This window comes from Bradyrhizobium sp. P3_C3 (assembly GCF_056402655.1).
In genome coordinates this window covers 114837-135240 of the sequence record NZ_JBFUGY010000012.1, presented here as the reverse complement: position 1 = coordinate 135240, position 20404 = coordinate 114837, and the positions used below count along the sequence as shown (strand labels likewise).

The window sequence follows — 20404 nt, the reverse complement described above, 5'->3', positions numbered from 1 at the left end:
AATCAGCGCGGGGCGAGATGCGCGGTGATGGCGCGGAAGGCGGCGAGCCAGCGGTGGTCGAGCGGAACGTCCATCGCCTTCGGCTGCGTCGCGAGCTTGACGATGACGGTGTCGGTGGCCGCGTCGATGTAGAGCCACTGGCCGTGAATGCCGATCCCCGCGAGATCGTTCCGCGAGGGATCGATCGTGTACCATTTGCTGCGGTAGCGGGCGCCCGGGAAGATGTCGGCGAGGTCGCCGTCTTTCCACGCCTGGGGATCGCCGTTCTCGTGGATGTCGTCGATCCACCAGCCCGGCACCACCTGCCGTCCCTCGACCACGCCGCGGCAGCGGATCATTTCGCCGAAGCGCAGCAGATCGCGTGCGGTGACGGAAAGCCCGCCGGCGATGCGGCCCATGCCGTGGCTGTCGAGCGTGAGGGAGCCATCCTCCTCGGCGCCCATCGGCTGCCAGAGATAGTCGGAGAGGATGCGATGGTAGGGCAAGCCGCAGGCGCGCTCGTAGACCCAGCCGAGCACTTCCGTATTGGTCGAGACGTAGTGGAACACCTTGCCGTGCGGCTTTCCTGTCCCGCGCAGCGTGGTGAGATAGGCGCGCTGATGGCCGGCCTCGACGCCCGGCGGCGGCACATCCCAGCCCGAGGAGAAGCGATAGCGCGCGACGTCGCCGGCGGGGTCCTCGTAATCCTCCTCGAACTTGATCGCGACCGCCATGTCGAGGACGTTGCGGACGGTGCAGCTGCCATAGACCGAGCTCTCCAGCTCCGGCACGTAGCGCACCACCCTCGCCTCCGGATCGAGCAGGCCGCGCGCGGCCAGCACGCCGCCGAGCGTGCCGGCGATCGACTTGCTGATGGAGCAGATCAGATGCGGCGTGGTAACGCTCATGCCGTCGCCGTACCATTCGTGGATCAGCGTGCCCCGGTGCATGACCAGCAGCGCATCGCCGAAGGTTTCGCGCGACGTGGCCTCGACCGTGGTCGGCTTGCCGTCCGGCGCGGTGAAGCTGAGCTTTTGCAGCTCGCGCGGCGCGCTTGCCATCGGTGTGGGACGCGCGGAGCGGCGAACCTCCGCGGTCGGCAGCACTTCGCGGGTGTGGGTGAAGCCCCAGCGGATGGCGGGAAAGCTGCGCCAGTTGGCGCGGGTCACCTGGGCCTCGGGCGTGGGCGGGCTGCCGCGCATGATGTCCGTCGGTCGCATCTCGATCCTCCGCAAGGCCATCCCGACTGCGATGTCGGAACGGCAAGGGAGAAGACTGCACACAGGCCGCATCGGGCGTTATCGAGATCCGGCAATATTTTGCTGGACAGCGGCCATGGCCGTGCCAGTCTGGCGTAGTTCTTGCTGGCTATTCGGCTTGCAAATTCTGACGTGCTGTCATGGCCTTAAGCGCAACTCTTCCGATTCAAGACTCGGCTGCCAATCTACTTCAAGCGAGCAGCACGGATGTCGACGAGCATTGCGCCACGCTCGGCCGCTGGCGGCTGAGCTACGACCAGATCAGCGCCGGGGCGTTCCGGGGCAGCTTCACGCAACTCTCCCTGCCCCGGCTCGAAGTGTTCTGCGAGATCACCAGCCAGCAGGTGCGCCAATATGGCCAGTTAGGTGCCGACAGCTTTGGCATCGGTCTGCCCTGGCACGGCGATGGCGAGGTGAATTGCAACGGGGCCAGTGTTGCGGGCTCCCAGGTCATCGCCAGCATCGACGCCGAGATCGACATGTGTACGCCGAAGGCGTTCGAGTTGCGCGGTGTCGTCGCCAGCGCGGTGCTGATCGCGGAGCTTGCGGCACGGCTCGACATCGAATTGCCGCGCGCCGTCTGGCACCAGTTGCGGGTGATCGAGATGGCGGCGGCGCCGGTCGCGCGGCTGCGCGCCCACCTCGCCGCGATTCACGAGACCATCACGGCCGCACCCGAACGGTTCGACGATCCGGCCGCGCGACAGGCGCTGGAGGACGCCCTCCTCGTCGAGATCATGGACATGCTGCCGACGGCCCAGCCCAGCGATCCCGGCCGCAGCGCCACGGCGCGCAAGCGCACCGTGGATCGCGCCCGCGAGCTGATGCATGGCAGCGGCGATCGCTCGCTGTCGCTGCTGGAGGTCTGCAAGGCGGTCGGCGCGAGCCCGCGCAAGCTCGGCTATTGCTTTCAGGAAGTCGTGGGCACGAGCCCGATGCATTACTGGCGCGCGATGCGGCTGAACCGGGTGCGGCGGGACCTGAAGCGCGCCAGCGGCGCAGAGACGTCGATCTACGACGTCGCCGTGCAGCACGGCTTCTGGCACTTCAGCCAGTTCTCGCTCGACTACAAGCGCCACTTCTCCGAGCTGCCCTCGGAGACACTGCGGCGCGCGAGGCTTGTCGCCTGACGCGCGCGTCTTCTACTCTACGACTAGTCGTGGCTAGCAGCTCGCTTGCGGCCATCCTTCGAGACGCCCGCCTCTGGCGGGCTCTCGGGATGAGGTCGCGTTTTGCGGCGGGATATTGGACCCTCATGGTGAGGAGCCCGCGCAAGCGGGCGTCTCGAACCATGCAGGCCGGCACGTTACCAGGTCGGCAAATACGTACCCTTGAAGCGCGTCTCAAGAAACGCCTTCACGGGATCGGAGTGATAGACCGCGATCAACTGCTTCACCCACGGCTTGTCCTTGTCCTCCTCGCGGACGGCGAGGATGTTGACCCAGGGACCATCGGGGTTCTCGCGCGCGATCGCATCGGTCGCCGGATTGAGGCCGGCCTGCACGGCATAATTGTTGTTGATCGAGACGACGTCGACGTCCTGCAGCGCGCGCGGAAGCTGGGCGGCATCGAGCTCGACGAAGCGCAGCTTCTTCGGGTTGTCGGTGATATCAGCGATGGTCGAAGCGACGTTGGTCGGGTCCTTCAGCTTGATCACGCCGTGCAGCGCCAGGATCATCAGGCCGCGCGCGCCGTTGGAGGGATCGTTGGCAATTGCAACGCGGGCGCCTTCTGGCAAATCGGCGAGCTTCTTGAATTTCTGCGAATAGACGCCCTGCGGCGAGCCGATCGAGTTCGCGACCTTGACGATTTTCCAGCCGGTCTTGGAGATCTGGTTCTTCAGGTAAGGCTCGTGTTGGAACGAGTTGGCTTCGAGGTCCTTCAGCGCCAGCGCCTGGTTCGGAATCACGTAGTCGGTGAACTCGACCACCTTGATGTCGAGGCCGCGCTCGGCGCCGACCTTCTTCACCACGTCCAGGATCTCGGCATGGGGGCCGGCGGTGACGCCGACGCGGATGGTTTCAGCTTGAGCGGTGGTCGCAAGCAAGGCTGCAGCCGCAAGGGTTGCGAGAAAACGCATTGAAGTCTCCAGTTTCAGAAAATGTGTATCAGCGCTGCCGCAGCCGGCGGTTGACCCGACGTGCCAGATAATCGCCCGCGCTCTGCACGAGCTGCACCAGCGCGATCAGCACGACCACGACGGCGAGCATCATCTCCGGCATGAAGCGCTGATAGCCGTAGCGGATGCCGAGATCGCCGAGCCCGCCGCCACCGACGGCACCGACCATGGCGGAGTAGCCGAGCAGGCTGACCACCGCGAGCGTCAGTGCCAGGAGCAGGCCGGGCAACGCTTCGGGGATCAGCACCTTGAGAACGATCTGGATCGGTGATGCCCCGAACGAGGACGCGGTTTCGATCAGGCCGCCATCGACCTCGCGGATCGCAGCTTCGACCAGGCGCGCGATAAACGGCGTCGATGCGATGACCAGCGGCACGATCGCTGCGGTCGAGCCGATCGAGGTGCCGGCAATGAGCCGGGTGAACGGGATGATGGCGACGACCAGGATGATGAAGGGCGTGGAGCGCGTCGCATTGACGACGATGCCGAGCACGCGATTGATGGCGGGCGCCGCGAACAGCTCGCCTTTCCGGCTGGTCGCGAGGAACACGCCGAGCGGCAGGCCGAAGGCGGTGCCGACCAGTGCCGCGATGCCGACCATGTACAGGCTTTCGCCTGTTGCCTGGACGATGAGGTTGATGAGTTCAGGCGACATAGCCGAGACGCTCCGCCGGGAGTTGATATTGAGAGAGCCAGGCGAGCGTGCGCGTCACCGCGTCCTCGCCACCGGGAATACCGAGGGTCAATGAGCCCACATGCTGGCCGCCGATCTCGTCGATGCACGCCGACAGCAGCGCCACGTCGAGACCGAGCTCGCGGGCAAGCCGCGCCACCACCGTGTCGCCGGCCCCTGCCCCGCGCACCTGGACGCGGATCACGGCCTGCCCGCCGGCGGACGGCTCCGCCACGATCCGGCTCGCAAGCGACACCGGCAGGCTGTCGCCGATGACTTCGGCGAGGAAGGACTGCGTGATAGGATGCTTGGGGTGCGTGAAGATGTCGGCGACATGGCCGCTCTCGACGACATGGCCGGCGTCGAGCACCACCACTTCCTTGGCGAGCTGGCGCACCACGGACATTTCGTGGGTGATCAGCACGATGGTCACGCCCAGCTCGCGATTGATGTTGGCGAGCAGATCGAGGATCGCGCGCGTGGTCTGCGGGTCGAGCGCCGAGGTCGCCTCGTCCGACAGCAGCACGCTCGGCCGCGTCGCCAGCGCACGGGCAATGCCGACGCGCTGCTTCTGGCCGCCCGAGAGTTCGGAAGGATAGCGGTCGTGCTTGTCGGCGATGCCGACCAGCGCCAGCAGCTCGGCGACGCGGGCCTTGATGTCGGCCTTGGCCCAGCCGGCGATCTCCAACGGCAGCGCGATGTTGTCGGCCGCCGTGCGCGACGACAGCAGGTTGAAATGCTGGAAGATCATCCCGATAGAGCGCTGCGCAAGCCGCAATTCGCGGCCCGCCAGCGCCGAGATGTCGCTGTTGTCGACGATCACGCGGCCCGTGGTCGGCTTCTCCAGCCCGTTGATCAGCCGGACCAGGCTCGACTTGCCAGCGCCGGAGCGGCCGATGACGCCGGTGATCGAGCCGCGCGCAATCGCGAAGTCGATGTCTTGCAGCGCGTTGACGCCGGGCTTGCCGCGATAGGCGGGATAGATCTTCGAGATGCCCTCGAAACGGACCATCGCGTCGGCGTTCCGTGCGGCAGGTGAAATCGCTTCAAGCGTTTCGATCTTCTGTCCGATCGCGAGCGATTGGTGGGCGTTCATGGAGGCGGCCTTCATGCACAACAGTTCCTGCTGCCCCCCTGGGGCATGCGGGAACCCGTCGCGTCAAGCGACGGAGAGTGAAATCGCGGCGAGGGTTCGGGTGGAACGCGCTGCACTGCAGCACACACCATCGCTTTTTCAGGTCTTCCTTGCAATGTCAGATATTTGCGGGGAGTTGGACGAAGTTTTCCCAATCCCACCCCGGCGAAGAAAATTCGTCTGCCAGGGGTATGAGCTTCCGGCCCCGCTCAGCTGATCTGCAACCAGGGCAGCACGATCAGCAGCAGTCCCGCAAAATAGAGCAGCCCGAACAGCAGCCCAAAGCCCCAGAACTGGCCCTTCCCGATATAGCCGCTGCCGAAATACATCGGCGCGGGTCCCGTCGCGTAAGGCGAGATCACGCCCATCAGGCCGAGCGAATACATGCAGAGCATGGCGAGCGTCGTGACCGGCAGGCCGGGGATGCCCGATCCGACCGCGAGCACCACCGGCAGCACGGCTGCGGCATGCGAGGTGATGCTCGAGAAGAAGTAGTGGATCCAGAAGAACAGCGCGACCAGCAGGAGCATCGCGGTCGACGGCGACAGCCCCGCGAGCGGTTTGGCGTATTCGGTCGCGAACCATTTGATGAAGCCGATTTCGTTGAGGCCCGAGGCCAGCGTCAGCAGCGAGGTGAAATAGAAGAACACCTCCCAGGCGCTCTTCTCGCTGACGATGTCGGCGAACTCGATCACGCCCGTCACCAGCATCAGCGAGATCACGATGAACACGACGGTGGTGGCGTTGACGAAGTTCGAGCCGAGCAGCGGCACGTGGATGTCCGGGCTCGAGCCCGCGATCCACAGGAACATCGCGAGGACGATCAGAGCCAGCATGATCCACTCGTTGCGCGACATCGGGCCCATCTCGCTGACCTCCTTGGCCGCCCATTCGGAGATCTCCGGGCTGTGCTTCACCTCGGGACGGCAGACCACATAGCTGAGCAGCGGCACGAGGATCATCAGGAGGATGCCGAGCGGCGCAAAGCCGACGAACCACTGCGCCCAACTCACCTCGACGCCGGCGGTCCTCTTGGCGATCGCAAGCGCGGCCGCGTTGGGCGCGAGCGCGGTGAAGAACAGCGAGCTGGTGATCGCGGTTGCCGCAAACGCCGTCCACATCACATAGGTGCCGATCTTGCCGGCGGTCGGCCCGGGCTCGGAGCCGTAGATGCGCGGGATGTTGCTGATGATGGGATAGACGATGCCGCCGCTGCGCGCGGTGTTGGATGGCGTCGCTGGTGCCAGCAGGAAGTCCGACATCGCGACCGCGTAGCCGAGACCGAGCGTGTTGCGGCCGAGCTTCTGCACCAGCACCAGCGCGATACGGCGGCCGAGCTGGCTCTTGCGATAACCGATCGAGAATACGAAGGCGCCGACGATCAGCCACACCGTGCTCTCGGCAAATCCCGCGAGCATCCAGCGCAGCGATTTGCCGGGATCGGGATCGATATAGCCGGCGACGCCCGCGACCGTCAGCCCGATGAACCCGACCGCGCCGACCGGCATCGATTCCAGGATGAGCCCGGTGATGACGGCCGCGAACACGGCAAAATAGTGCCATTGATTGGCGTTGAGACCCGTCGGCACCGGCCACAGATAGATGGCCAGCCACACCGCGAGCGGCGCGATCAGCTTCCAGCTAAACCCTTTTGCCTGAGGCGTCTGCGAGCTAGCGGCCATGGGCCCTCCCCCCTCGATTGTCGTCGCATTGTACCGCCCGTTGGCCGAGCCGTTTTTGTCCTAGCGCGGCGTATACGGACTGTCCGCGGCGCGATCAATGGCCTGACGTCACGTTCTACTGCCCCTTGAAGCGCGGCTTGCGGCGGGTCAGGAACGCATCGACGCCCTCCTTGTGGTCTTCGGTGAGACTCGCCAGCGCGAACTGGTCGACGTCCATATGGCTGGCGAGATCGTCCAGCGCGTGTGCCAGCCGGTTGACGGTCAGCTTGGTCATGGCGACCGAGAGCGGCGGCTGCGCGGCGACCTTCCGGGCAAGCTCCATGGCGGCATCGAACGCATGGCCGGGATCGGCCACCTCCTCCACCAGGCCCCATTCATAGGCCTCATCAGCGCTGATGCGCTGGTCGGCCAGGATCACCGCCTGCTTGGTGCGGGCCGGCCCGATCAGATGCAGCATGCGCGGGATGCTCTGCCAGCTCATATTCATGCCGAGCCCGATCTCGGGCACGCGCAGATGCGCGTCGTGCCCCATCACGCGGAAGTCGAGCGCCACGGCCAGTGCGACGCCGCCGCCGACGCAAAAACCCTCGATGGCGGCGATCGTGATCTGCTCCATCTCATGCCAGGCATGGGTCAGACGCGGCCCGAGCTTGAGATGCCGCCGCAGCGTGCCGAGATCCATGTCCTTGCGCGAGCGCCCTTCGGCATCTTTCAAGTCGAAGCCGGCGCTGAAGGCGCTGGTGCTGCCCGTCAGAACCACGACGGACGTTGCGGCATCATCCTCGAAGCTGCGCGCGGCCGCGGTGAGCTGGCGCAGCGCCTCCGGCGAGAGCGCGTTGATGCCGTCTCCGCGGTCGAACCGCACCACCGCAATCCGCCCCTCCGGTCCGAGCCCCTTCTCGATCGTCACGAAGTCCGTCACCGATGTCTCCCTATCCGCTTTGCTGCGAGGCTAGCCTACATCCGGCCTCACGAATATGGGACCCGGTTGCGCCCCAGCGCATACTCGACAGGCAGGGACCATTGCGCCTATCTTTGCGCCATGAGCCACGATCACGACCATCATCACGACCATTCCGAGCTGTCGGAGACCGAGCTGCGCGTGCGCGCGCTCGAGACGATCCTGACAGAAAAAGGCTATGTCGAGCCGGCCGCGCTCGACGCCATCATCCAGGCCTATGAGACCAGGATCGGCCCGCACAACGGCGCGCGCGTCGTCGCCAAGGCCTGGACCGATCCGGCGTTCAAGAAGGCGCTGCTGGAGGATGGCTCGAAGGCCATCGGCACGCTCGGCCATGTCAGCCGCGTCGGCGACCATCTCGTCGTGGTCGAGAATACGCCAGAGCGACACAACATGGTCGTGTGCACGCTGTGCTCCTGCTACCCCTGGGAAATGCTGGGCCTGCCGCCGGTCTGGTACAAGGCCGCGCCCTACCGCTCGCGCGCGGTGAAGGACCCGCGCGGCGTGCTCGCCGATTTCGACGTCACGCTGCCCAAGGACATGGAAATCCGTGTCTGGGATTCGACGGCCGAGACCCGCTTCCTGGTGCTGCCGATGCGCCCCGCGGGCACCGAAGGCTGGAGTGAGGAGCAGCTTGCCGAGCTCGTCACGCGCGATTCCATGATCGGCACCGGCTTTCCCAAAACGCCTGGAGCGCCCTCGTGAACGGCGTCCACGACATGGGCGGCATGGACGGGTTCGGCAAGGTCGAGGCTGAACCGAACGAGCCGATGTTTCACGAGGAGTGGGAATCGCGTGTCCTCGCCATGGTGCGCGCGATGGGCGCGGCGGGCGCCTTCAACATCGACACCTCGCGCTTCTATCGCGAGACGCTGCCGCCGCACGTCTATCTCTCGAGCTCCTACTACAAGAAATGGTTTCTCGGGCTCGAGGAGATGCTGATCGAGAAGGGCTACCTCACCCGGGAGGAAGTCGCTGCCGGTCACGCGATGCAGCCCGCAAAGGCGCTCAAGCATGGCAAGTTCGACCTCGCCAATGTCGAGCGCGTCATGGTGCGCGGCAAGTTCGCCCGCCCTACTCCGGCGCCGGCAAAATTCAACATCGGCGACCGCGTCCGCGCCAAGAACATTCATCCGACCACGCATACGCGGCTGCCGCGCTATGTGCGCGGCCATGTCGGTGTCGTCGAGCTGAACCACGGCTGCCACGTATTTCCGGATTCGGCGGCGATGGAGCTCGGCGAAAATCCGCAGTGGCTTTACACGGTGGTATTCGAGGGCCGCGATCTCTGGGGCGCGGACGGTGATCCGACCTTGAAGGTGTCGATCGACGCCTTCGAACCCTATCTGGACCCGGCGTGATGAGCAGCCCGGCTGCGGCCGCCGCGACGGCGGCCATTCCGAGCATCCCGCGCGATGACGACGGCCCGGTGTTCCGCGCGCCCTGGGAAGCGCATGCGTTTGCGATGGCGCTGACGCTGCACGAGCGCGGCGTGTTCACCTGGCCGGAATGGGCCGCAGCCTTGGCCTCCGAGATCAAGCGTGCGCAAGCCGCCGGCGACCCCGATACGGGCGAGACCTATTACCTGCATTGGCTCGCCACGCTGGAAGGTTTGGTCGCAAGCAAGGGCGTCGCAACGGCGGAGACGCTGCACCGCTACCGCGACGCCTGGGACCACGCCGCCGACCGCACGCCGCACGGCAAGCCGATCGAGCTGCGGCCGGAGGATTTTCGGTAGGTCGCGCCTGACCCGTCATTGCGAGCGCAGCGAAGCAATCCAGTATCTCTCCGCGGTGACAGTCTGGATTGCTTCGTCGCTTAGCTCCTCGCAATGACGACGTTGGGAGAGCGCAAGCTCTCTCCTCCGTCGTCGCCCGGCTTGACCGGGCGACCCAGTACGCCGCGGCTTCTCGGCTCAAGCACCTTCTCTGGAATACTGGATCGCCCGCTTTCGCGGGCGATGACGGCGGAGATTGGAGCGCTATTTGCGCCCCGCCGCAAACTCTCGCCATCCCTTCGCCCGCAAACTGCAGGCCGGGCACTCGCCGCAGCCATAACCCCAGTCATGCTGCGCGCCGCGTTCGCCGAGATAGCAGGTGTGCGAGTGCTCGCGGATGAGATCGACCAGTCCTGCGCCGCCGAGGTCATGGGCGAGCTTCCACGTCGCCGCCTTGTCGATCCACATCAGCGGCGTATGCAGCTCGAATGGCCTGGCCATGCCGAGCGAGAGCGCGGCCTGCATGGCGCGGATGGTGTCGTCGCGGCAATCGGGATAGCCGGAATAATCGGTCTCGCACATGCCGCCGACGATATGGGTGATGCCGCGCCGGTAGGCGAGCGCCGCGGCAAACGTCAGGAACACCAGATTGCGGCCCGGCACGAACGTGTTCGGCAGGCCGTCGGCGCCCATCGCGATGGCCACGTCGCGCGTCAGCGCCGTTTCGGACACGGCGGCCAGCGTCGGGATCGACAGCGTGTGGCTCTCGCCGAGCTTTGCGGCCCAGTCTGCGCGCAGGCCCTTGATGCCGTCGAACAGCCGGTCGCGGCAGGCGAGCTCGATGGCATGGCGCTGGCCATACTCGAAACCCAGTGTCTCCACGCGTGCAAAGCGGCTGAGCGCCCAGGCGAGGCAGGTGGTGGAATCCTGGCCGCCGGAAAACAGCACCAGCGCGGTTTGTGATGAAAATGCGTCACTCATGGCCCGCGCTTTAGCACTGCGGGCGCTGCTCGCCAATCTGCCGCCAATCGGTGGAAATCGGCCTGTTCCGCCGCGCCGCGCTGGGAACGGCGGGCCGCTTTTGGCATAAGGTTTTGGACCCAGGAGACTGCCCCGCAATGACCCCTTCCCGTGACATTTCCCGCCTGATCGAGATCATGGCGGCGCTGCGCACGCCGGTGACCGGCTGCCCCTGGGATCTCGAGCAGAATTTCGCGACGATCGCGCCCTACACGATCGAGGAAGCTTATGAGGTGGTCGAGGCCATCAGCCGCGGCGATCTCGACGATCTCAGAGAGGAGCTCGGCGACCTCCTGCTCCAGGTCGTGTTTCACGCCCAGATGGCTTCGGAGCAGAATGCCTTTGCCTTCGGCGACGTCGTAGAGGCCATCACCCGCAAAATGATCCGGCGCCATCCTCATGTCTTCGCCGACAAGGACGGCAATATCGCCTCCTCCCACGTCAAGGAGGTCTGGGATCGCATCAAGGCCGAGGAGAAAGCCGAACGTGCGGCGCGCCGGCCGCCGGAGGAAACGCCGACACACAAGTCGTTACTCTCGGGCGTCAAGGCCGGTCAGCCCGCGCTGACCCGCGCCATGGAGCTCCAGCGCAAGGCCTCGACGGTCGGCTTCGACTGGAATGACCCGCGTGCGGTGCTGGCGAAAATCCGCGAAGAAGCCGACGAGATCGAGGCGGCGCTCGACCGCAACGACAGCGAGGGGTTGGCGGAAGAGACCGGCGATCTGATGTTCGCACTCGTCAACCTCGCCCGCCACGTCGACGCCGATCCGGAAGCCGCGCTACGCGCGACGAATGCAAAGTTCGAGCGGCGCTTCGCCTTCATCGAGCGCGCGCTCGAGGCGCAGGGCCGGACGCTCGAGCAGGCGTCGCTGGCGGAGATGGACGCGCTGTGGAATGCGGCTAAGAGTGAGGCGAAACCGGTATCGGAGACTCGTTCGCAGGCCCGCCGCTAGCGTTGTGGCCTGCTCCATCGGCGTATCCGCAAGGATCGAAGCGGTCGCGAAGGAGATATAGGTCAGCATCTTTTCCCAAATGCAGCGAGGCGGTCATGGCGGATCGCAGTCAAGCCATGAAACCGTCACGACAAGCAGTCTAAAGTTGAGCAACGGAGCCCGCGCAGCCGAAATCCCACCTCAGGTGAGTGCGATGCCATTAAAGCACTATTCGGTCCTCAAGGGACGCCCGATCGCGATGCGTTTCGGCACCGGCCAGTCGCCGCACTATCAAGTCCATGTCGTGGCCGACAACGCGGATTTCCGCATCGCCGTCAATGTGCAGTCAGGCGACGGAAGCGAAGTCGAGTTCCTGGTGCGATCGCATTTTGTCCATCCGATCACCGATCATCTCGCGGCGCTGCCGGAGGGCCTGCACCCGCAGCCGCCGAAGCCGGCCAGCATCGCGCTGGACTTCATTCGCGGCAATCTGATGCAGCCCCAGGAGATGATCCCGCTCCCGCTGTCGGTGCCCGGACCCGACAATGACCTCAACGAGAAGCTCGACCAGTTCGTCCAGCGCGCGCTCTCAAACGAAAGCGCGATGATCTACGCATTCGGTGAGACGTGGGGGCCGGAGACCAAAGCGGACAATTATTTCGGCTTCCGGCCGGGTCGCGGCATTCACGACATCCATATGAATCAGGGAAATCCGATCGGAAGGTTCTCGGGCGACAACGGGCCATGGCAAGACGGCGGGCTGGTGTTCGAATTCCCGGATCAGAAGCTATGGACGGCGGTCTTCCTCAAATTCCAGACGCAGGCCTGGCACACCGACGACAAGACCGGTGACCCCATCGATCTCGGCGCGCCGACACAGCCGCCAGATCCGACGGCTCCTCCGACCGGGCAAATGCCGGACGGACTCGTGCGCATCATCGCAGCACTCGTCAATGCCTTGAAGACGCCCGAGCGGGAAGTCGTCACGCTGCTCAATACAGCCGATCGCGACATCGATCTCACCGGCTGGATGCTGGCCGACAAGCAGAAGAACAAGATGGTCCTGTCAGGGAAGATCGCAGCCGGGGGCACGCTCGCAATCGTCGTGCAGAAGCCGATGGAATTGTCGAACCAGGGCGGCATCATTTCGCTGCTGGACGAGCGCGGGATCAAGATCCACGGCGTCGCCTATACCAAGGCGCAAGCGAAGAATCCGGGCCTGACCATTCCATTCTAGCGTTACGCGTCTCAACCCAGAAACGCGGATACGGTCGATATCGCACTCAAGCCGGTCGGGCGCACCGCGCCCTTCGGATCACGCCACGCGCGGCACGGCATCGAACCGGTTCACCACGATATCCCGCTTGGTCTCGTCGACCCGTACGGTCATGTCGAAGCGGCCGTCGTGCAGCTCTTTCGCCAGCACCTCCGCATTTCGATGCAGCCAGCTGATGCCGGCGCCGTCGGCGGCGTCGATGGAGAGATCGAGCGTGGTGCGTTTTGCGGCGAGCCGTTCCTCGATCGCCGCAAGCAGAGCGTCGATCCCCTCGCCTGACACGGCCGACACCAGCATCGCCGGATGATCCTCCGGCCGGCGCGCGGMGATGTTCAAGAGCTCTTCGCGCTTGTCAGGCTCGTAACGGTCGATCTTGTTCCAGACCTCGATGATGCGGCCGGAATCGTCGGGGTTGATGCCGAGCTGGCGCAGCACCGCGTCGACGTCACTCTGCTGGGCCTCGGCATCCTCGTGCGAGATGTCGCGCACATGCAGGATGACGTCGGCCTCCAGCACCTCTTCCAGCGTGGCGCGGAAGGCCGCGACGAGCTGGGTCGGCAGGTTGGAGATGAAGCCGACGGTGTCAGACAGCATCGCCTTGCCGCCATGCGGCAAAGTGAGCGCGCGCAGGGTCGGATCGAGTGTTGCGAACAGCATGTCGGCGGCCTGAACGTCGGCGCGGGTCAGGCGGTTGAACAGCGTCGACTTGCCGGCATTGGTGTAGCCGACCAGCGCGACGACGCGATACGGCACGCGCTGGCGTCCGGCGCGATGCAGCCGCCGCGTCGCCTGCACCTTCTTCAGCTCGCCCTCGAGTTTCGAGATGCGCTCCTGGATGAGGCGGCGATCGGCTTCGATCTGCGTCTCGCCGGGACCGCCCATGAAGCCGAAGCCGCCACGCTGGCGTTCCAGATGGGTCCAGGAGCGAACGAGGCGCGAGCGCTGGTAGTTGAGATGCGCAAGCTCGACCTGGAGCGAGCCTTCCTTGGTCTTGGCGCGGCGGCCGAAGATCTCCAGGATGAGGCCGGTGCGGTCGAGCACCTTGGCGTGCAACTCCTTCTCGAGATTGCGCTGCTGGATCGGCGCCAGCGCGCAATCCATCACGACGAGCTCGACATCGAGGCTCTTGGCCAGCGCGGCGATCTCCTCGACCTTGCCCTTGCCGATATAGGTCGCGGGGCGGATCTGGCTGATCGGCGCGATGATGGCATCGGCAATGACGAGGTCGATCGCCCGCGCGAGGCCGGCGGCCTCATCGAGCCGGGCCTCCGCGTCACGCTGAACATGGCTTTCCGATTGCGCGTCGGCACCGCCCGCGCGCACACGCAAGTAGGGGCCGATGACAAGCACCCGCCCCGTCTGCTTCGCCCCTGCCGACCGCGGACGGTCGGCCTCCCCGTCGAAATTCCGGGGTTCCAATCAGATCACTCTCAAGCCGGCTGATCCTCGCCGCCTTCGAACAACTGGATCGGAGCGCCCGGCATGATGGTCGAGATCGCATGCTTGTAGACAAGCTGCGAGTGACCGTCGCGCCGAAGCAGCAAACAGAAATTGTCGAACCAGGTCACGATGCCCTGGAGCTTCACTCCGTTGACCAGAAAGATCGTCAGTGGCGTCTTGGTTTTGCGAACGTGATTGAGGAAGGTGTCCTGTAGGTTTTGTGCGCGGTCTGCCGCCATTGTTTTTTTCTCGCTTTGAGTTTCTTTTTATTGCGCCGGTTGCGGCCCTCTTTGTGACATTCGGGGCCTCTTCCGGTTGCTATTCCTCATGAGATCCCCCTCGGAGGAACAGCGGTTCGATTAGAGGACAGGACGGGTTATTAGGCAAGCCGCTTCACGCGGCAGGCAACGCCCAATTGCCCCGAAAAACTACGGAAATCGATGATTTTCCTCGCTAATCCCTGAGCTGCGGCCGCGACGTCGCGGTGTCAGCCGACACCGAGCGCCTTCAGCTTCCGGTGCAACGCCGAACGTTCCATGCCAACAAACTCAGCCGTGCGAGAAATATTTCCTGAAAAACGGCTGATCTGTGCAATCAAATAGTCGCGCTCGAACACTTCGCGCGCTTCGCGCAGCGGCAGCCCCATGATGTGCTCGCCATTGTTGCTGGTCGGCATCGCCGGCACCATCGAGCCGACGTCCTGCGGCAGCATGTCGGCGGTGATGATCACCTCCGGTCCGCCCGCGGCCAGAATCATGACTCTCTCAACGTTGTTGCGGAGCTGGCGCACGTTGCCCGGCCACACATGCGATTGCAGCACCGCCATCGCGTCCTGCCCGATCTGCCGCTTGGGCAGGCCGCTGCCGGCCGAGATCTGCTCCATGAAATAGTCGATCAATTCCGGAATGTCCTCGCGCCGCTCCGAGAGCGCGGGCACGCGGATCGGCACCACCGAGAGCCGATGATAGAGGTCTTCGCGGAAATGACCGGCAGCGATCTCCTCTTCGAGATTTCGCGCCGTGGAGGAGATGATGCGGACGTCGACCTGCACCTTGCCGGTGCCGCCGACGCGCTGGAACGACTGCTCGACCAGCACGCGCAAAATCTTGTTCTGGGTCTCGCGCGGCATGTCCGCGATCTCGTCGATGAACAGCGTGCCGCCATGGGCTTCCTCGAGCGCGCCGGGYTTGCGCGCCTGCTCGCCATTGGACTGCTCGACGCCGAACATCTCGTGCTCCATGCGCTCCGGCGTGATCGCGGCGGCATTGATCACGACGAACGGACCATCGGCGCGGCCCGAGGCCGTATGCAGCGTGCGCGCGGTCAGCTCCTTGCCGGCGCCGGCCGGGCCGACGATCAGGATGCGGCTGTTGGCCTTGGCCGCGCGGTCGATGGTCTGGCGCAGCTGGTTCATGCTCGGCGAGCGGCCGACGAGCGAGCTTGCGCTCGGCGCGAGCTGCTTCAGCTCCTTGACCTCGCGCTTGAGCCGCGAGTTCTCGAGCGCTCTGTTCGCGACCAGGATCAGCCGGTCGGCCTTGAACGGCTTCTCGATGAAGTCGTAGGCGCCGCGCTTGATCGCGGCGACCGCGGTCTCGATGTTGCCGTGGCCGGAGATCATCACGACCGGCAGATCGGCATTGTCCTTCTTGACCTGCTCCAGCAACTGCAAGCCGTCGAGCTTGGAGCCCTGGAGCCAGATGTCGAGAAACACCAGATGCGGCCTGCGATTGGCGATCTCGGCGAGCGCCGTATCGCTGTCGCGGGCGGTCCGGGTCACGAAGCCCTCGTCTTCGAGAATGCCCGCAACGAGATCGCGAATATCGGCCTCATCATCGACAATCAGAATTTCACTTGCCATGGTTCGCGCCTGTCTTGTCAGATGCCTGTTGAGGCTTCGATCTTCGTTGAATCATTGGTCATTTCAGCCGGCTCTTTGGTTTCGGCGGCCGGCGGTTTTGTTTCGGGGGGCTTGGCGACGTCCGTGACCGCGTTTGCGGCCGACGATGCCTGCACGGTCCCCTCGCTCTTCGCGGGGGCACCGGAGATCGCAAAACGCATCCGCATCCACGCGCCGCGCTGGCCCTCGCGGAAATCGGAAGCGTCCTTCAGCTCGATACGCCCGCCATGGTCTTCGAGCACGCGGCCGACGATCGCCAGGCCAAGGCCGGTGCCCTTGGCCCGCGTCGTCACATAAGGCTCGAGGAGGCGCGAGCGCGCGACCTTGGGCAGGCCGATGCCGTTGTCGATGACATCGATCAGCACGTCCTCGCCCTCGCGCGAGACCACGACGTCGATGCGGCCCTTGCCGTAATCCTTGCCGAGCTCCTCCGGCGGCACCTGCTCGACCGCCTCGGTGGCGTTCTTGACGATGTTGGTGACCGCCTGCGAGATCAGCCGCCGGTCGAACTGCGCGCGCAGCGGATCTTCCTTGAATTCGGCCTCGATATCGATCTCGGGATGGGCGACCTTCATCAGGAACACCGCCTGCCGCACGGTGTCGGCGACGTCCTCGCCCTCCATCACCGGCTTCGGCATCCGTGCGAAACGCGAGAACTCGTCGACCATGCGGCGGATATCGTCGACCTGGCGCACGATGGTATCGGTGCACTGCTCGAAGATCTGCTTGTCCTTGGTCTCGGTGATGTCCTTGCCGAACTTGCGGCGGATGCGCTCGGCCGAGAGCTGGATCGGCGTCAGCGGATTCTTGATCTCATGCGCGATGCGGCGCGCGACGTCGCCCCAGGCCGAGGTGCGCTGCGCCGAGACCAGCTCGGTGATGTCGTCGAGCGTGATGATGTAGCTGTCGTGCGGCTGGCTGGTCTTCTCGGCGCTGACGCGGACCGACAGGTTGCGCTCGGTGCCGTCGCGCGTGATCGTGATCTGGCCCTGTACCAGGCGCTGGGTCCCTTCCCGCGCCGTCTTCATCATCTCCTCGAGCTCGGGCAGCACGTCGGAGAGCGGATGGCCGAGCGTCTCGGCTTCGGAGTGCCCGATCAGCTTCTCGGCAGAGCGGTTGAGGATGCCGACGCTGCCCGAATTGTCGACGCCGATGATGCCGGCGCTCGCCGAGGACAGCACGGCCTCGATGAAGCGGCGGCGGCTGTCGATGAGATCGCTGGCGTTGACGAGCTCGTCACGCTGGCTGCGCAATTCCTGCGTCATCTTGTTGAAGGTCTCACCCAGCTGGGCGAGGTCGCCTTCCGACTGATGCACGGGCACCTTCACATGGAGGTCGCCGGTCGAGACCGTGTGTGCCGCGTTCATCAGCCGCCGGATCGGGGCCACCAGCGAGTTGGCGAAGTTGAGGCCGATCAGCACCGAGGCCATCAGGATGGTCAGCGCGATCACCGCGAACATCAGCGCGAAGGCGACCTGGATGCCGAGCCGGCGCGACTCGATCTGGGCGTATTCGGCGACGCTGACTTCGGTCTGCTTGAGCTGGTTGACGACGTTCGGATCGAGCGGCCGCGCGACATAAAGGAAGGTGTCGCTGAAGGCGCGCAGGCGGATCACCGCGGCGACGAAGCTCGCATCCGGCAGCACCGCGATCTCGGGCTCGGATTCGTTGACGTTGCTGAGGAAGTCCGGCGCCGGCGGCGAATAGGCGAGCCGCATGCCGGTGTCGGCCGATTCCAGGATGTTGGTGTTCTTGTCGATGATCATCGCGCCCGGCAGGTTGCGGGAGCCGGCGCTGGCGGTCAGCAGCTCGCGGAACGAGCGGCGGTCCTGGTCGTAGAGCGGCCGGGCGTGGGCGATGTCATTGGCCATGCCGAGAATGTCGCCGCGGATCAGCTGCGCGTGGTCCTGCATGTAGGCCCGCGCGATCGTCAGCGAATTCTGAATCACCTCCTTGGTCGGACCGGAGAACAGCCGGTCGAGGCMGCGCTCGATGGTGACGTTGGCGACGACGGCGACCAGCACCGCCGGCAGCACCGCGACGATCGAGAACAGGCTGACGATCTGGACATGGAGGCGCGCCGCCGCCCGGCCCCGCCGACGCGCCAGGATCAGCTGCCAGAGCTCGCGGACGATGATGCCGACCAGCAGCAGGATCGTGGCCGCATTGATCAGATAGAACGAGCGGACCACCTCCGGCGTCGGCTCGATCCTCGTGAGACCGGTCAGGACCAGGAAGGTCAGGAGGGCCGACAGCAACGCCATCGCCACGGCAAGGGGTGCCAGCCAGCGACGCACCGACCAACGCCGGGGCTCTTCCGCTGGGGCCGTGTCGAAGTGTGCGGCCGAGGTGTCTGCGCTGGTCATTCCGGCAATGGTGCTGAAAACGGGGTCCGCGGCGGGCGGATACTGATGTATTCGTACCACATTGTTGCCGAATTGCGACAATTCCGCGGCGCCCTCGCCGCGACGGACCGGCGCATCCACAGGCGGCTGTTCTGGCAAACCTCGCTTGCGGGAACGGATTCCCGCCCCTGCGGCTTGACCGCCATGGACAGGTTCTTTCTCGCGATGATGGTGTCGGCCGTGCTGCTGCTGATCGTAGCCGCCGACCTCTTGGTCAACGGTCTCGGGGTGCAGCAGCCGCTGGCGAACGTCGCCAGCGCCCAGCCGGCCTCGGCGCGGCTGATCAGATGAGCGCGACGCAGCGCTCGGCGGTTGAATAACAATTCATACGTTCCAGCGGAACGTTTCGGCCTGATTCGGACTTTTGCTCACCGCGTTAGCCACAACGGCCAGCGCGATCCGGACAGGCTCAGCTCCGCTTTGGTAGGGGGAGCTGAGCCACCGTCCGTTCGGGAAGACTAACCCCCGCTCCGGTACACCTGGATATCGAGGTCCCGGATCTTCTTCCGCAGCGTGTTGCGGTTGAGACCGAGCAAATCGGCGGCGCGGATCTGGTTGCCGCGGGTGGCGGCGAGCGCGGCCGTGAGCAGTGGCACCTCGATCTCCTTGAGGATGCGGTGATAGAGGCCCGGCGGCGGCACGCCGTTCGGGAAGCCCTGGAAGTGCGAGGACAGATAGGCCTCGACCGCGCCGCCGAGATTGTCGACGCCCTGCTGGACCGCGGCACCGGGGCTGACCGTGGGCGGCGCCAACTCGCCGTCGATGACGGAGCCCGTGATCACGTCCTGCGGGTAGAGCGCGGCGAGGCGCCGGGCGAGATTCTCGAGCTCGCGCACGTTGCCGGGCCAGCGGTGCTGCTTCATCCGCTCCAGCGCCAGCGCATCGAGCTTCTTCGGCGGCAGGCCGTCCTTCTCGGCCAGCGTGAAGAAGTGCCGCACGAGGTCCGGCAGGTCTTCGATGCGCTCGCGCAAGGGGGGCAGCCGCAGCGGCACGACGTTGAGGCGGAAGAACAAATCTTCGCGGAACAGGCCCTGCTGGATCAGGACGCGCAGGTCCTTGTTCGACGCCGCGACGATCCGCACGTCGGTCTTGATCGGAGTGCGGCCGCCGACGGTGGTGTATTCGCCCTGCTGGAGTACGCGCAGCAGGCGGGTCTGCGCCTCCATCGGCATGTCGCCGATCTCGTCCAGGAACAGCGTGCCGCCCTCGGCCTGCTCGAACCGGCCCGAGGCGCGGGTGTTGGCGCCGGTGAAGGCGCCGCGCTCGTGGCCGAACAGTTCGGACTCGATGAGGTCACGTGGGATCGCGGCCATGTTGACCGCGACGAACGGGCCGTTGCGGCGCTTGCCGTAATCGTGCAGCGCGCGCGCCACCAGCTCCTTGCCGGTGCCGGACTCGCCCGTGATCATCACGGTGAGGTCGGTCTGCATCAGACGCGCCAGCACGCGGTAGATTTCCTGCATCGCGGGCGAGCGGCCGACCAGCGGGATCGCCTCCATCTCGGCGTCCTCGTCCGGCGTCGAGACCCGTTCCTTCGGCTCGGCCAGCGCACGGCCGACGATGGCGATCAGCTCCTTCAGGTCGAAGGGCTTTGGCAGATATTCGTACGCCCCGCGCTCGGAGGCGCGGATCGCGGTCATGAACGTGTTCTGCGCGCTCATGACGATGACGGGCAGATTGGGCCGCATCTTCTTGATCCGCGGCAGCAGGTCGAAGGCGTTCTCGTCGGGCATCACCACGTCGGTGATGACGAGATCGCCCTCCCCCTGGCTGACCCAGCGCCATAGCGTTGCGGCATTGCCGGTCAGCCTGACCTCGTAGCCGGCGCGGGACAGTGCCTGATTGAGAACTGTACGGATGGCGGTGTCGTCATCCGCAACGAGAATGCTACCTGCGGGCATCGTTAATC

19 protein-coding genes are annotated in these 20404 nt (G+C 65.3%); 7 read left to right on the top strand and 12 right to left on the bottom strand.

Annotated elements, in window-relative coordinates; all coding sequences use genetic code 11:
* Positions 1-2: 2 nt before the first annotated feature.
* Complete coding sequence (locus tag AC1DW2_RS15960) at positions 3-1199, bottom strand: serine hydrolase domain-containing protein (protein WP_477006542.1); 1197 nt, start codon at positions 1197-1199, stop codon at positions 3-5.
* 179 nt (positions 1200-1378) lie between these two features.
* On the opposite strand from AC1DW2_RS15960, the gene AC1DW2_RS15955 reads away from it, so the two are divergent.
* The gene (locus AC1DW2_RS15955; protein ID WP_135213631.1) at positions 1379-2368 is read left to right on the top strand and encodes a helix-turn-helix domain-containing protein; all 990 of its coding nucleotides are present in this window, start codon (positions 1379-1381) and stop codon (positions 2366-2368) included.
* 176 nt (positions 2369-2544) lie between these two features.
* On the opposite strand, the gene AC1DW2_RS15950 is transcribed toward AC1DW2_RS15955, so the two are convergent.
* The 5 genes from AC1DW2_RS15950 to AC1DW2_RS15930 form a co-directional block, all read right to left on the bottom strand.
* On the bottom strand, positions 2545-3318 hold the full coding sequence (locus AC1DW2_RS15950) for a MetQ/NlpA family ABC transporter substrate-binding protein (RefSeq protein WP_477006541.1): 774 nt from the start codon (positions 3316-3318) through the stop codon (positions 2545-2547).
* 28 nt (positions 3319-3346) lie between these two features.
* Positions 3347-4012 (bottom strand): methionine ABC transporter permease, encoded by a 666-nt coding sequence (locus tag AC1DW2_RS15945; protein WP_477006540.1) that lies wholly within the window; start codon positions 4010-4012, stop codon positions 3347-3349.
* Positions 4002-5141 carry a methionine ABC transporter ATP-binding protein gene (locus AC1DW2_RS15940; RefSeq protein WP_477006539.1) on the bottom strand — a complete coding sequence of 380 codons (1140 nt, stop codon included), beginning with the start codon at positions 5139-5141 and terminating at the stop codon, positions 4002-4004. Before AC1DW2_RS15940 ends, AC1DW2_RS15945 begins: the two co-directional genes overlap by 11 nt.
* A 233-nt stretch (positions 5142-5374) precedes the next feature.
* Positions 5375-6847: a DASS family sodium-coupled anion symporter gene (locus tag AC1DW2_RS15935; protein ID WP_477006538.1), complete on the bottom strand. Its 1473-nt coding sequence runs from the start codon at positions 6845-6847 to the stop codon at positions 5375-5377.
* 115 nt (positions 6848-6962) lie between these two features.
* Complete coding sequence (locus AC1DW2_RS15930; protein ID WP_477006537.1) at positions 6963-7769, bottom strand: enoyl-CoA hydratase/isomerase family protein; 807 nt, start codon at positions 7767-7769, stop codon at positions 6963-6965.
* Between the two features lie 120 nt (positions 7770-7889).
* Here AC1DW2_RS15930 and nthA point away from each other — a divergent pair, with 120 nt between their 5' ends.
* From nthA to AC1DW2_RS15915, 3 genes are read left to right on the top strand one after another with little or no spacing between them, the layout of a single operon-like run.
* Positions 7890-8513, top strand: a complete 624-nt coding sequence (nthA, locus tag AC1DW2_RS15925; protein WP_063983312.1) for a nitrile hydratase subunit alpha — start codon at positions 7890-7892, stop codon at positions 8511-8513.
* A complete protein-coding gene (nthB, locus tag AC1DW2_RS15920; protein ID WP_477006536.1) occupies positions 8510-9169 on the top strand; it encodes a nitrile hydratase subunit beta in 660 nt (219 codons plus the stop codon). Before nthA ends, nthB begins: the two co-directional genes overlap by 4 nt.
* Positions 9169-9546, top strand: coding sequence for a nitrile hydratase accessory protein (locus AC1DW2_RS15915; RefSeq protein ID WP_477006535.1), 378 nt, complete (start codon positions 9169-9171; stop codon positions 9544-9546). Before nthB ends, AC1DW2_RS15915 begins: the two co-directional genes overlap by 1 nt.
* 243 nt (positions 9547-9789) lie before the next feature.
* On the opposite strand, the gene queC is transcribed toward AC1DW2_RS15915, so the two are convergent.
* A complete protein-coding gene (gene queC / locus AC1DW2_RS15910; RefSeq protein ID WP_477006534.1) occupies positions 9790-10506 on the bottom strand; it encodes a 7-cyano-7-deazaguanine synthase QueC in 717 nt (238 codons plus the stop codon).
* A 137-nt stretch (positions 10507-10643) separates the two neighbouring features.
* Between queC and mazG the strand changes: the two genes are divergently transcribed.
* Entirely contained in the window at positions 10644-11498 is an 855-nt protein-coding gene (mazG, locus tag AC1DW2_RS15905; RefSeq protein ID WP_477006533.1) for a nucleoside triphosphate pyrophosphohydrolase, read from the top strand.
* Between the two features lie 193 nt (positions 11499-11691).
* Entirely contained in the window at positions 11692-12714 is a 1023-nt protein-coding gene (locus AC1DW2_RS15900; protein WP_477006532.1) for a DUF2278 family protein, read from the top strand.
* A gap of 78 nt (positions 12715-12792) precedes the next feature.
* On the opposite strand, the gene hflX is transcribed toward AC1DW2_RS15900, so the two are convergent.
* The 4 genes from hflX to AC1DW2_RS15880 form a co-directional block, all read right to left on the bottom strand.
* Entirely contained in the window at positions 12793-14172 is a 1380-nt protein-coding gene (gene hflX / locus AC1DW2_RS15895) for a GTPase HflX (protein ID WP_477006531.1), read from the bottom strand.
* Positions 14173-14183: 11 nt separating this feature from the next.
* Complete coding sequence (gene hfq / locus AC1DW2_RS15890) at positions 14184-14432, bottom strand: RNA chaperone Hfq (protein ID WP_007591126.1); 249 nt, start codon at positions 14430-14432, stop codon at positions 14184-14186.
* A gap of 248 nt (positions 14433-14680) precedes the next feature.
* Entirely contained in the window at positions 14681-16051 is a 1371-nt protein-coding gene (gene ntrX, locus AC1DW2_RS15885) for a nitrogen assimilation response regulator NtrX (RefSeq protein WP_071914044.1), read from the bottom strand.
* A 17-nt stretch (positions 16052-16068) separates the two neighbouring features.
* Positions 16069-18456, bottom strand: a complete 2388-nt coding sequence (locus AC1DW2_RS15880; RefSeq protein ID WP_477006530.1) for a sensor histidine kinase — start codon at positions 18454-18456, stop codon at positions 16069-16071.
* A gap of 45 nt (positions 18457-18501) precedes the next feature.
* Between AC1DW2_RS15880 and AC1DW2_RS15875 the strand changes: the two genes are divergently transcribed.
* A complete protein-coding gene (locus AC1DW2_RS15875; RefSeq protein WP_477006529.1) occupies positions 18502-18786 on the top strand; it encodes a histidine kinase in 285 nt (94 codons plus the stop codon).
* Positions 18787-18953: 167 nt separating this feature from the next.
* Here AC1DW2_RS15875 and ntrC read toward each other — a convergent pair whose 3' ends face one another.
* Entirely contained in the window at positions 18954-20396 is a 1443-nt protein-coding gene (gene ntrC, locus AC1DW2_RS15870) for a nitrogen regulation protein NR(I) (RefSeq protein WP_028147560.1), read from the bottom strand.
* Positions 20397-20404 lie beyond the last annotated feature (8 nt).

Bases quoted from the DNA above. Each gene is read 5' to 3' on its own strand.
- AC1DW2_RS15960 (WP_477006542.1), bottom strand. From the start codon at position 1,199: ATGCGACCGACGGACATCATGCGCGGCAGCCCGCCCACGCCCGAGGCC.
- AC1DW2_RS15955 (WP_135213631.1), top strand. From the start codon at position 1,379: ATGGCCTTAAGCGCAACTCTTCCGATTCAAGACTCGGCTGCCAATCTA.
- AC1DW2_RS15950 (WP_477006541.1), bottom strand. From the start codon at position 3,318: ATGCGTTTTCTCGCAACCCTTGCGGCTGCAGCCTTGCTTGCGACCACC.
- AC1DW2_RS15945 (WP_477006540.1), bottom strand. From the start codon at position 4,012: ATGTCGCCTGAACTCATCAACCTCATCGTCCAGGCAACAGGCGAAAGC.
- AC1DW2_RS15940 (WP_477006539.1), bottom strand. From the start codon at position 5,141: ATGAAGGCCGCCTCCATGAACGCCCACCAATCGCTCGCGATCGGACAG.
- AC1DW2_RS15935 (WP_477006538.1), bottom strand. From the start codon at position 6,847: ATGGCCGCTAGCTCGCAGACGCCTCAGGCAAAAGGGTTTAGCTGGAAG.
- nthA (WP_063983312.1), top strand. From the start codon at position 7,890: ATGAGCCACGATCACGACCATCATCACGACCATTCCGAGCTGTCGGAG.
- AC1DW2_RS15915 (WP_477006535.1), top strand. From the start codon at position 9,169: ATGAGCAGCCCGGCTGCGGCCGCCGCGACGGCGGCCATTCCGAGCATC.
- queC (WP_477006534.1), bottom strand. From the start codon at position 10,506: ATGAGTGACGCATTTTCATCACAAACCGCGCTGGTGCTGTTTTCCGGC.
- mazG (WP_477006533.1), top strand. From the start codon at position 10,644: ATGACCCCTTCCCGTGACATTTCCCGCCTGATCGAGATCATGGCGGCG.
- AC1DW2_RS15900 (WP_477006532.1), top strand. From the start codon at position 11,692: ATGCCATTAAAGCACTATTCGGTCCTCAAGGGACGCCCGATCGCGATG.
- hfq (WP_007591126.1), bottom strand. From the start codon at position 14,432: ATGGCGGCAGACCGCGCACAAAACCTACAGGACACCTTCCTCAATCAC.
- AC1DW2_RS15875 (WP_477006529.1), top strand. From the start codon at position 18,502: ATGTATTCGTACCACATTGTTGCCGAATTGCGACAATTCCGCGGCGCC.
- ntrC (WP_028147560.1), bottom strand. From the start codon at position 20,396: ATGCCCGCAGGTAGCATTCTCGTTGCGGATGACGACACCGCCATCCGT.